The organism is Subtercola lobariae (assembly GCF_014640255.1).
Taxonomy (GTDB): Bacteria; Actinomycetota; Actinomycetes; order Actinomycetales; family Microbacteriaceae; genus Subtercola; species Subtercola lobariae.
The window spans coordinates 357,285-368,415 of the sequence record NZ_BMGP01000001.1 but is presented as its reverse complement, the minus strand read 5'-3'; the positions used below and the strand labels follow the sequence as shown (position 1 = coordinate 368,415).

At 57.6% G+C, this 11,131-nt stretch carries 13 protein-coding genes; 9 read left to right on the top strand and 4 right to left on the bottom strand.

All coding sequences use genetic code 11. From position 1 onward, the window contains the following. The first annotated feature begins 4 nt into the window (after positions 1 to 4). From IEX24_RS01780 to IEX24_RS01755, 6 genes are all read left to right on the top strand, one after another. Positions 5 to 1,282: an oligosaccharide flippase family protein gene (locus IEX24_RS01780; RefSeq protein WP_188672749.1), complete on the top strand. Its 1,278-nt coding sequence runs from the start codon at positions 5 to 7 to the stop codon at positions 1,280 to 1,282. A 511-nt stretch (positions 1,283 to 1,793) separates the two neighbouring features. After that, positions 1,794 to 2,123 carry a hypothetical protein gene (locus tag IEX24_RS01775; RefSeq protein WP_188672747.1) on the top strand — a complete coding sequence of 110 codons (330 nt, stop codon included), beginning with the start codon at positions 1,794 to 1,796 and terminating at the stop codon, positions 2,121 to 2,123. 27 nt (positions 2,124 to 2,150) lie between these two features. Further along, positions 2,151 to 2,648 carry a hypothetical protein gene (locus tag IEX24_RS01770; protein ID WP_188672745.1) on the top strand — a complete coding sequence of 166 codons (498 nt, stop codon included), beginning with the start codon at positions 2,151 to 2,153 and terminating at the stop codon, positions 2,646 to 2,648. Between the two features lie 54 nt (positions 2,649 to 2,702). Continuing rightward, positions 2,703 to 3,353 carry an SGNH/GDSL hydrolase family protein gene (locus IEX24_RS01765; RefSeq protein ID WP_188672743.1) on the top strand — a complete coding sequence of 217 codons (651 nt, stop codon included), beginning with the start codon at positions 2,703 to 2,705 and terminating at the stop codon, positions 3,351 to 3,353. Between the two features lie 526 nt (positions 3,354 to 3,879). Continuing rightward, on the top strand, positions 3,880 to 4,074 hold the full coding sequence (locus IEX24_RS01760; RefSeq protein ID WP_188672741.1) for a hypothetical protein: 195 nt from the start codon (positions 3,880 to 3,882) through the stop codon (positions 4,072 to 4,074). Continuing rightward, the gene (locus tag IEX24_RS01755) at positions 4,074 to 4,220 is read left to right on the top strand and encodes a hypothetical protein (protein ID WP_188672739.1); all 147 of its coding nucleotides are present in this window, start codon (positions 4,074 to 4,076) and stop codon (positions 4,218 to 4,220) included. The genes IEX24_RS01760 and IEX24_RS01755 overlap by 1 nt, the downstream gene beginning before the upstream one ends. A gap of 335 nt (positions 4,221 to 4,555) precedes the next feature. Here IEX24_RS01755 and IEX24_RS01750 read toward each other — a convergent pair whose 3' ends face one another. The 4 genes from IEX24_RS01750 to IEX24_RS19795 all read right to left on the bottom strand — a co-directional run bounded on the left by IEX24_RS01750 (position 4,556) and on the right by IEX24_RS19795 (position 7,397). After that, positions 4,556 to 5,845 carry an O-antigen ligase family protein gene (locus tag IEX24_RS01750; RefSeq protein WP_188672737.1) on the bottom strand — a complete coding sequence of 430 codons (1,290 nt, stop codon included), beginning with the start codon at positions 5,843 to 5,845 and terminating at the stop codon, positions 4,556 to 4,558. Between the two features lie 89 nt (positions 5,846 to 5,934). Beyond that, entirely contained in the window at positions 5,935 to 6,078 is a 144-nt protein-coding gene (locus tag IEX24_RS01745) for a hypothetical protein (RefSeq protein WP_188672734.1), read from the bottom strand. Between the two features lie 540 nt (positions 6,079 to 6,618). Next, entirely contained in the window at positions 6,619 to 7,155 is a 537-nt protein-coding gene (locus tag IEX24_RS01740) for a hypothetical protein (RefSeq protein ID WP_188672732.1), read from the bottom strand. A gap of 116 nt (positions 7,156 to 7,271) precedes the next feature. After that, positions 7,272 to 7,397: a hypothetical protein gene (locus IEX24_RS19795; RefSeq protein ID WP_268236211.1), complete on the bottom strand. Its 126-nt coding sequence runs from the start codon at positions 7,395 to 7,397 to the stop codon at positions 7,272 to 7,274. 569 nt (positions 7,398 to 7,966) lie between these two features. On the opposite strand from IEX24_RS19795, the gene IEX24_RS01735 reads away from it, so the two are divergent. Genes IEX24_RS01735 through IEX24_RS01725 form a run of 3 tightly spaced genes read left to right on the top strand, consistent with a single transcriptional unit; the run spans position 7,967 to position 11,104 of the window. Beyond that, complete coding sequence (locus IEX24_RS01735) at positions 7,967 to 9,091, top strand: DUF1972 domain-containing protein (protein ID WP_188672730.1); 1,125 nt, start codon at positions 7,967 to 7,969, stop codon at positions 9,089 to 9,091. A 30-nt stretch (positions 9,092 to 9,121) separates the two neighbouring features. Beyond that, positions 9,122 to 10,210: a Gfo/Idh/MocA family protein gene (locus IEX24_RS01730; RefSeq protein ID WP_188672728.1), complete on the top strand. Its 1,089-nt coding sequence runs from the start codon at positions 9,122 to 9,124 to the stop codon at positions 10,208 to 10,210. Between the two features lie 27 nt (positions 10,211 to 10,237). Beyond that, entirely contained in the window at positions 10,238 to 11,104 is an 867-nt protein-coding gene (locus IEX24_RS01725) for a hypothetical protein (protein WP_188672726.1), read from the top strand. The last annotated feature ends 27 nt before the right edge of the window (positions 11,105 to 11,131 follow it).

Here is an 11,131-nt window from a genome sequence, read left to right as displayed (position 1 = left end):
CAATATGGCCGTAGCCGCGATCACCAACTTGATCGCTCCTGCCGCGGCATTCGCTAGCGCACCGATTCTCGCCCGGGCCCTCGGTGTCGAAGCGCGAGGAGCCGTTGGAGCGGCCACCTCTCCCTTGCTTCTCATGACGGCACTGGCAACCGTCGGCTTGCCCGCGGCGGTGACGGTTTTGACTGCGAAGCGACCCGAGATCGCACGCTTCGCGCTTGCCCACGCAACCCTGCTGGTGGGTGTGAGCGGCGTGATTGGCACGATCGTCTCAATAATGCTTGCGCCATTCCTGGCAGGCGGATCGATGGAAATCGCTCATCTCATCTCCATCACCTCGCTCGCCATCGTTCCCGCCCTGCTCATCTCAGTGCTGAGGGGCGCGGCGTCGGGCCATCACGAGTGGCGCTTGGTCAACCGTGAGAAGTACATCACCGCCTTTGTGCGTCTGGGCGGCGTCATCGCACTTTGGCTGGCCGGTGCGCTCACTGTCGAGACATCTATCGCCGCAATCGCCCTCTCGCCCATCATCGGCGGCCTTGCATATCTGAATATCGGCAGGCTCTCAGTTCCCCACGCGGGTGGCATAAAAAGTCGCACGATTTCGGGAGACTTGCTCGGTTTCGGTACACGAGTGTGGGTCGGTTCTCTCTCGGGAATCTTGCTTAGCAGGCTAGATCAGGTGCTTATCATCCCGCTTTCCAACACACAACAGCTGGGCTATTACGTCACAGCGGTCAGTGTGGCCGAAGTCGCTCTGGTCGTGAATAATGCCGTTCGCGATGTGATTCTCGCCTCGGATGCCGCACAAGCGGACACGGCCAAACTCACCATGAGCGCGCGCGTGTCTTTTCTGGTTTCCATTGTCATTGGCATCGTGCTGGTCGGTTCGATGTGGGTCTGGTTCCCATGGCTCTTCGGCCAGGAATTCCAGCCTGCTGTCGCGGTTTCGTCAGTTCTGGTGCTCGCCGGCACGATCGGAGTGCCCGGGTCTGTGGCAGGTGCCGGACTCAGTTCTCGCGGCAGACCGGGTCTCAGAAGCTCGGCGCTCGTCATTGCGGTCGTCATCAACGTACTGGCGCTCCTGGTGCTGGTTCCGCCGATGGGGGCAATGGGAGCTGCGATTGCGACGCTAATTGGCAACATCGTGTCGGCAAATCTCAGCATCACGTTCTTCTGCCGTCTCTCGAAAACGAACCCACTCGACCTCTACCTCATCAGGCCGTCAGACGTGCGAGTGCTGCTCGGAGTCTCTAAGCGCGTGCTCAAACGCCAACCCAAATAGGTTGATTCACTGCGCCGATCCCTGTAACAAGGTAGGCGTTCGACGCCTAAGAAGCAGGGAAAAGCTGGCCGGCGAGCGGCGATATCAGCAACGTAGCGTGCTGCTTACTTGGGTGACCGTTGTCCCAACGCTACGGGGTTGTACCCGAAAACGACGGAAGGTTGTCTCCGGCGGAAAACCAATTTTGGTCAACGAAGTACTCCACGCCCGCCAGAGTCGCAGCCGTCCGGTCGCCGTCAGCGTGTTCGTGCCACTCGGTTTCGATCTTGAAATCGCAGTCAGAGGGCGACGAGACTGGCGTATCGCAGACGTTCATATCGGCTCCACCAGGATTCGGTTCCATCAAAAATTATGCGCCGGCCGTCAGTTTTGATCTTGTTGAGCATGTCGACTCGTGCTGAGATCCACGCCGACGTCAGGGCCGACCCGGTCAGGCTTGTGTCTTGAAGCCTCGTCGAGGAGCTCGACACGTTCATCATCTGGCAAGTCACGAGCATCTGAGGAGCGACCTGTGGGCACATCAGTAGCGATCATCGACCTCAGCGCAGCCCAACCCGGGAACATCGGAGCCACGGTTGCCACTGCGATTGGCGCCGCCGACATTCCTGACCAGTCAACCGCCGCCGTAAACACAGCTCTCGCGAGCAACCCGCGTGTGCCGACCTACCTCGGCAGCCCGCCCCATTCATGGTCGGACCCCCGAGGGCGTATTAGCCTCTTCGACCAGGTCACCGGTGAAGTCGTCGCGCCCGCAGGGCTGATTGCTCCGTACGCGGGGTCGCCGATCACGAACGGAGCGCCATACCTCGGCGGCACGTTTGACCCCGTCACAAGGCGGTGAGGTCAGAACGTCATCGGTCTCGACGGTATGACCCCCAACGATGTCCTGAAGGAATGGTTCTCCCGAGCTGGCACGAACGGCTACTACCCGGCTGGCGTCGGCTCGACCTACCGCCTCGCCGGAACCCCCCTGAATTGCTCCGCCTCGAACGTGTCATCATTTATCGATACGCAGACGAATGTGCAGATTCGGTGGCCGAAGAAGCTGGCTGTGAAGACGAACCGGTGGCGGGTACACACCCGGAATTACTGCGACCGCGCAGCGATCGCCGACACGGGTGCGCTGAGTGTCACGGGTATCTGGTTCGGCACGCAGGTCATCGCGTCTGATGGTTCGTTGTCGGGCACGTGGGCACCCGCTCCGACTCAGGTGCAAGGCGCGTTCACTACCGATGCCGGCGGCGTAGAATACGTCAGCCCCTGGGTCACCACTGCAGGGTCACAGTTCGTTCCCTACGCGGAACACATGATCTCCCTCGGCTACACCCGCGCGGCACAGAACAACCAGAAGGGCGTCGGCGGGTGATGGACCTCCGCCTCATCTACTGACGCTGCGACGGTCGGTGCTGTATCGGGTCAGATGCTGGAGGAGTACACACCCCTCGATGTGTGGATCGAGTGCGAGATCGACTCGAAAGTGCACGTCGTCATGTTCCACGGCGACTCTCTCACCGCTGCGTCTGAGTCACCGATCCCGGTCTACGACTCGTACGCGACCCCGTGGGCGCTGATGAACGGGTGCTTCGCGCAGATTCTCGCGAACCACGGCTCCCTGTACGCGACGTGGAACGACTCGACAGCGTGGAAGTGGGCGAAGTACTACGGGCTGACCCTCCCGGATGCGGTGTTCGAAGATCTCGGATCGAACGATGTATTCAGCGGGAACAGTCTGGCCACTGTGCAGGCATCACAGAACGTTGTGATGGGCATCCTCCGGGTAAACTTCTCGAACGCGATCTTCTACGGCACGATCTCGCCCCGGAACGGCACCGCGACCGACAGCGCACGAGAAACGGTGCGGCTCGCGTTCAACGAGTCCAACCGCGGACTCGCAGGGGGCGCCGTGCAGGCATTCGACACCGGTCATCAGGTTGAATCGGCCGCCGGCGGGACCCTCGACCCGAGGTATATCGCCGCGGCGGAGTCGCCGAACAACATCCATCTCGGCCGGGAAGGCCAAGCTTTCAAGGCGATCGGTATTCCCGCACATCTCGGAACGAGGGCGCTGTAATGGCAACAGGAATCAGCCAAAAATCACCCGTCGCGTTCACGGGCCCGAACCTCTCGCTCCTGCCCGTCGGGATCCCGGATCTCGCGGTAGCTGGCGCGACACGGAACTTCGACCCGGCGTACCCGATCGGAAACGCGGGCGACGCTGTCACATCGTGGCTTGACGCGGCCGTTTCGGGCACGGCACTCACTGTCGCTGGCAGCACGATGGTCGGAGCCACTGCTCCGATTCTCGCGACCGACGATGGTGTGCGGTTCTTCGTGCGATTCAAAAAAGCCAGTTCCGCGTCGCTCGGGCAGGCGCTCGCCCGGGTGCAGCCCCACACCATGTTCACGGTGGCCAGGTGGCAGAGCGTTCCGACCGTCCTAGAGGCGGCGACCGGGTCTGGAGTTGGAACGACGGTAGTGCAGGGCAACAGCGTCGGCACGGCCTTCCGCACATACGCAGGCACGACGCTCGCCGTGGCTACAGCGCTCGGCACAGGCTGGCACGTCCTCACGTCGGTCTCGACTCAGGCTCATCGTCTGTGGCTCGCGTCGACGACCAACCGGAGAGCATCGGCAGCGCAGGCACGACGCCCGCGAGCGTGCTCTCCCTTGCGGGTTTCGCGACGACGTTCTCGAACGTTGACATCGCCAAGGTCGCCTATTACCCATTCGCCCTGACATTCTCGCAGCGCAATGCCGTTGTGACGGGTCTTCGAGCAACCTACGGAATCTGATGGCACTCTTCAAGGTCACCCTCATCCGAAACCGCGACCCTGGCTTTCAATACTGGATAGACGTCGAAGCGAAGACGAAGACGGAAGCCAAGCGATCGACTATCACGCAGATGATCCTGGTGACTTCACCGTCATCGACGTTCTAGCTACTGAAACCTCGACCGCGAACGTCGAGATCTAAACAAAGCCCCCTTCCACTTGCTCTCCGAGCATGGTGGAAGGGGGCTTTTGATATTTTGGAGGCTTTACTCCGAAATTCCTCTGTGGATCGTATCGGTGCACGCGCAGTAATCCCAGGTGTCGACCAACGCATCCTGATTTATGGTCACGTGGTCGCAAAGCACCGTACGCGGTCGACCAGTGACCAAAGCAAGGAATCAATTCGACTTACGACCAGTGAGACCATGACAAACGGGGCACTTCAAACCATCTTCGACAGGGCCGCTACCGACCCGGAATACGATGTCGTTCTCTTTGACCTTCATGCCCTGACCCCCGTCGCTTCTGGCGTTGAGACTACATCAGGCTCCTCGACAGATTCAATCGAGCTCGGCAACCATTTCGCGGTGGCGATCGCGGCGAACATCCACATGAACATCCCCGCAGCCGTTCCGCTTCCCACCGAGCTGAACGTTTGAACGGCACCAACAACGAATGCCGCGCTGAGGCCCGCCCCCGGCAGATGGCCTTTCCCGAGCCCACGCAGAGATAGCACTGCGAGCACTCCGAAATAAACGACAGCGAACAGAATTCCAAAGTCGATCGAGTACATGATGATGGCGCTCTCGAAACTGGTCGCCAACCCGCCATTCAAGCCGACCGTGTACGACGAGGTGATTCCGCCACCGAATATCGTGAATTGGTGGGCGATTTGGAAGAACAAAGACCATGCGTCGTTCCGCGCTCCCGATGAACCTCCGTCGTCGGTTGTAAGTCGCGTGAGGACGCTCGTCCCGATGCTCGTGGTGAACACGATAACGACCAGAACCACCGCACCCACTCCTATAGCAAGTCGGGCTGTGAAGGATGTGCGAGTCCTCACCATCAAGTAGATGACGCCCAGAAGTGCCAGGAACAATGATGTTCGGCTCGATGTGAGCAAGATACCGCTGAAGAAGATGACGACCAGTGCGAGCTGCAAGCTGGGCCGTTTGATCGAGGCGAGAAGTGGGATGCATGCAGCCAAGAAAAGCGCCAAGGTAAGCGGGTCATCGAACGTTCCGAGCGCGCGCGTGACCCCGGTGGTTGAGAACCAGTATTTAGTCGAAAGTTGTGCGACGTAGAACAGTGGGCCGCCGAGGAAACTCCCGATCAGTGAAATGCCGACTTGGATTACGCCGCATATGAGGATCACATTTCGCATCAGGATAGCGCCACGAGGATTGTCGTGGAGGTGAATCCCGATCAGCATGAAGAACAGGATTGGGGCGATGATCACATCCACCATCAGAGTTCGCCCTGTTGGGATGCTGTTGATGACAAAGCTTGAGCCCACCATGCCCACAAGCGCGAAACCGATGGCCATATAGGCGAGAGGGTGTCGGCCTATTTCGTGGAAGATCTTCTGCGGTTTCGTCAGAAGCGTGACACCGACGGTTACGAACACGAGCCACGACGCGGGGTGGAAAGTACTCCCGCCCGTTAGCAGACTCCCGGCGACGTAGGGCACAAAAACGAATAGCAGGATCGTTACGATGATCGACGCATAAGGTCTTCGAACCGAAATGAACGTGATGATCGCACAGACGACCAGCCATATTGCCAACTGCATCGAGGACTCCCCACCGCCAAAGACAAGTGGTTGAATACTACCTTGCTGCTCGCGCCTCAACTCTCACGAGGCCGGGCATGTATCTTTACCTACGGCTGAACCAAATCAACGACGACCAGAGTCGCCATGGCGATGCCTGCCAAGACCATCGCGACCACCATCGGACCGGTAATCCTCACCTCGTCAGGAGCAGGCTCATCTTCCTTGGACGGTCGCGCCAGGGTGATATTCACACTGGCACTATATCCACGCGCGTCTCTAAATGCTCCCCAAGAGGGGGAATCCCTTGCTCGTCTGTCAATCTCGGAAGTTACGAACTAGCTGTCGTTTCACCGCCGATGGGATCGCAGACAGGCGGACTAGTGGCCTGTCGCTTGCGAGATCACAATCGCGAGGAAACTATTCACGGAGGCGATCATGACGGCAGGCACTGCTTTGATCTCAGCCAGTCAGTCGTCTTTCGAATGAACGTCTCGTCAGGATTGGCGTTCACTGCGACTTCGGATGCAACATGCTCGAGCGCGAGTATCCATTCGTTGACCAACTGCCCGGCCGCGTTGGCCTGTTCTTGTGACCCGAATAGTAATTGAGAAGTGGCGTTAGGTGGACGGGCTGCTCGATGAAGTAATACGACGTCATCGAAACGGCAAGTATCGCGGCCAAGATGATTACGTTCACGGCGAAGGTCTGATCGGGCATGAGTACCAAGGTGAAAAGATGGGAAAATGTCATAGATACAACGAATAAAAAACATCCCCGAGAAATACGCTCACTCAATTGGTAAGCGGAAAGAGGAATCGTTGAGTCCCTGCAATGCCGGACAAGATGACGAGAGCGGAGGGCGCGACGGGAAAGGCCGCCCACGGGGCGGGGAACGGCAGTGTGTCGTTAATCACAAAATACGATGCGACGATTCCGATGAGTCCAAGCCAGCCAATGACGGTGCGAGCAATCGGCGGAATGCCTTGAAACAAAGGCAAAGCGATCGCAAACAGCGCTCCGAATCCCAGCTCCCACGCTCTCGAGAACGTCGAGAAATACGCGAACGTCGGATTAGTGTTCGTCTCCCAGAGCGCGTAGACGAACGAAGCGATGACGATCAGCCCCATTGTCGTGCCGATGATCACCCGGTTGCGGCCGTCTTTTCGCAGCACTCGTCCGGTAAAGAAAAAACCAGGAGCATGAGCCATGGCCAAACAAGATAGAACTGTTCTTACACCGAAAGAGACCAATAGTTCTGTAACGGCGAGATCGGCCCCGTGGACTGAAAAATAGCCCGTGCCTGCCGCAGCGAAGTGCCAGTTCGCCATGAAGAAAAACGAATGGATGGCATCCCAGAAAGTCTTATTTTCACCGTTGCAATCGGTTCATTTCTGGCCACCAAATCTCGAGAGATGCAAGATACCAGTGATCAAAAACCCCGAGATCACAAAGAATACGTCGACACCTGCGAACCCACCCGAGGGCAATGAATCAGGTGGTCGAAGATGAAGGCGATCACGGCGAAGGCGCGCAGACTCTGAACATCTGTTCTGAAGGAGGTTTTCTTCACTCCGGACAGACTATTCCGACCGTTACGTACAGCTGATGGCAATACGTTCCCCCGATGCATACCCGTTTTTTACACGCGATCCGGGCATTATTTCAGCGCAGTTTCACGGGCGAATCTAACGTCCGTTAAGGTTCGACTGAGGCTAAACGCTTTCGTTTCGATGCGGTGCCAACGAGCCAGGGAGCTAGGGGCGTTCTCACGACGATCAGCGCGACAGTCCAGGGAACCACCAGGGCGAGAATAAGAGCAATCGCAGAACCGCTCGGCGGAGTTCCCAAAACCCAGAGAACCACGGCGTGAGTCTGCACGACCATCATGCCAACCCCCGCAAGCGAGATGATGACTCTTGATGCCCGGCTGCCGAGTTTCGGTACCCATGTTTCGCCTAACAAGACCAGTGCCACGCTGATCGCGACGGCCACGAGCACACTTAGGATCGGCGTTCCGAAGTTGGCCTGCTTCATATGCCTCGATCGGGGTGGGGAGACCCGTAACAAGTTGTTGACATTCGACTGCTAGCATCCTGAACGCCCCTCAAACGCACGCAAACGAGAGTCGAGTTCCATTCGATGAGAAGGTCTGCAGACAAGACTGTTCGGATCCTGGGATCGCACGGCGTGCCGGCAAATTATGGCGGCTTCGAAACTGCCGCCGAAAATGTCGCCAAGTTTCTCGTTGGGCGAGGCTGGCGTGTCGTCGTCTACTGTCAGTCTGAAGGCACCGGACCGATCGTCAACGACACGTGGCAGGGAATCGAGCGCGTGACTATTCCGATCGACACCGACGGTTGGCTCGGAACGTCGAGATTCGACTTCGTCTCTATCAAGCATGCAATGCGTTTTCGCGACATCAATCTCACTCTGGGCTACAACACTGGGGTCTTCAACATTTGGCAGCGTCTCCGTGGGGTACCGAACGTCATCAACATGGACGGCATCGAATGGTCCCGTGCACGCTGGGGGTTCGTCAAGCAGGCGATCTTGTATGTGAACGAGCGATTCTCGGCGTTGTACGGCGATCATCTCATCGCCGATCATCCGCTCATCGAAAAGTACCTATGGAGCAGGGCGCCCAAGCGCAAAGTCAGCACCATCACGTACGGGGCTCACGAAATAGTCGACCCGAGCGCCGAAATCGTTCGGAATTTTGGGCTGGAGCCGGGCGGCTACGTGACGATAATTGCGCGGCCGATTCCCGAGAATAATATTCTCGAGCTCGTGCGAGCATTCTCCGCAAAGCCGCGGGGCGTGAAGCTCGCTGTGCTCGGAAATTTCAAGCGCGACGAAGATCCTTACCACGGCGAGGTACTTGACGCCGCGAGCGAAGAAGTCGTCTTTCTCGGGGCCATATTCGAGCCCGACAATGTTCAGGCATTGCGGTACTTCGCGCGGGCCTACTTGCATGGTCACACCGTTGGCGGTACGAACCCATCGCTCGTCGAAGCACTTGCCGCGGGCAATCCCGTCATCGCTCATGACAATGGGTATAACAGATGGGTAGCTGCTGATGCCGCGCTCTACTTCGCATCAGAGTCAGACATTGACGCGCACCTCACAACCATTCTGTCGAACACGCAGACGGCGACAACCATGAGCTCTGCGGCAACGGAACGATTCGAAGCCGAGTTCACCTGGGAACGGATCGGCGGCCAGTATGAGGCTTTGCTCTCGCGTTACCTGAAACATCAGTCCTGAATATCGCCTAAACGAAGCATGGAGAAATCGATGATCAGAATCGGAATGGTCGGGCTCGGCAAGATGGGGTTGTCGCATTACTCGATGGTGAATGCCCATCCTGACGTCGAAGTGGTCGCAGTATGCGACTCTTCCGCGTATCTACTCGGGCTGCTCAATCGCTATACCGGGGTCGAAACGTTCAACGACATGAGCAAGATGCTCGCCCAATCCAACCTCGACGCAGTGATCATCTCGACACCTTCGGTGCTGCATGCGCAAATGGTCAAAACTGCCCTGGAAGCCGGTGTGAATGTCTTCTGCGAAAAGCCCTTCAGCCTCAACCCGAGCACGTCGAGGGACCTGACCGAACTGGCACGTTCGAAAAAGCTCGTCACGCAAGTGGGCTACCACTACCGATTCGTCGGGGCCTTCAAAGAGGTGAAGCGTCTCCTGGACAGCGGGGCGATCGGCAAGGTCAGCCATATTCTCGCTGAAGCGTATGGCCCCGTCGTCTTAAAGCCGAAGGGTTCGACGTGGCGGAGCAAGAAATCCGAGGGTGGCGGAAGTCTTTATGACTACGCCGCTCATCCCATCGACCTCGTGAACTGGTATCTCGGAGTTCCATCTGAGGTACGTGGAACGATTCTTGGTCAGGTGTTTTCCAGAGAAACCGATGATGAGGTCTTCAGCACGATGGTGTGGCCCGATGAAACCACTGCACAGCTCTCTGTCAGTTGGTCTGACCCCTCACAACGCAAGATGTCGACGAAGATCACCGTGTTCGGCAGCAACGGACGCATTACAGCCGATCGACAAGAGTGCCAAACCTTCCTTACTGACGCGACAGCGGCACCAGAGGGTTACGTCGAGGGGTGGAACGTGCGCTACACCACAGATCTCACAGACGAGGTCTACTTTTATGTCAGGGGCGAGGAATACAGTGCCCAGCTCGACGCGTTCGTCAAACGAATCGAAAGTGGCGAGATCGAGGGCCAAAACAGCTTCGGCAGCGCTACGGGCGCCGACGAGGTACTAGCCATGATGGTCGCAGACGCAAACCGCGACTACGCGGGCATAGCGGCGGGCCCTGCCCCACAGGTCGATCGCGGCCTATTTCGCCGCCGCACCAAGAGCTAATCAAACCACTTCAAGAGGAGAGTTTTTATGGATAGGTTGCTTTTCGGCGACAATCAATTCTTCGGCGTGAATCACATGTCCGAAGAGAAGGCTCGCGCGCAATCCATGAAGTTCCAAGATCTGAGCGCCGTCATTGACGTGCTCGACGCAGCTTACGACGAAGGCATACACACCTTCATGTGCACGACGCATGATCGTGTTGGCGAGATTGTCGACTACATGCGCACAAAACCGGAGCGCTACGCGGAGCAGATTTTCTATCCCGGCATGCCTTATGCCCACAAGTACGCCAACGCTATGACCGAAGACGGAATGGTCGGCGCAATCAAGCGCTTCCTGCCCGACGGTGGCTTGCTCGACGCCGCGTTCAAAGGTGGAATGTCCGTCGCGAAAAAGGATATCGAGGGCATCACCACTCTGTTGATTGACGCAGAGATGAAAATGTTCCAGGGTCTGCCGACGCCCGTGATCTTTTTACAGAACGTGGTCGTTGATCTGCTTCTCGGCCTCGGATTCAAAGACGCCTTCCGTATCTTCGCCGAGCATGTGAGAAAGAAATATAACGCCGAACCCGGATTCATTTCGATGAATTTGCCGACGCTCCTAAAGGTTCTGAAGGAAGTCGGAGTCGAGAATCCTGTCGTGTGCTCGAATATCAATAAGGTCGGTTTTCGCATGTCGGGAGGCGGCGTGACTGCCTACGAAAAAGCGCTCAATGAATACGAATTTCAGGCCATTGCCATGTCGGTCTTCGCTTCCGGCGCTATCCCTCCGCGCGAAGCCATCGAATGGGTCTGTAAGTTGCCTAACTTGAAATCGATCGTGTTCGGGGCTTCGAGCCGATCGAACATCCACTCGACAAAGGTTCTTGTTGACGAATACTGGGTTGGCTGACCTTTGCTGAACTGCCCGCCAACGAAC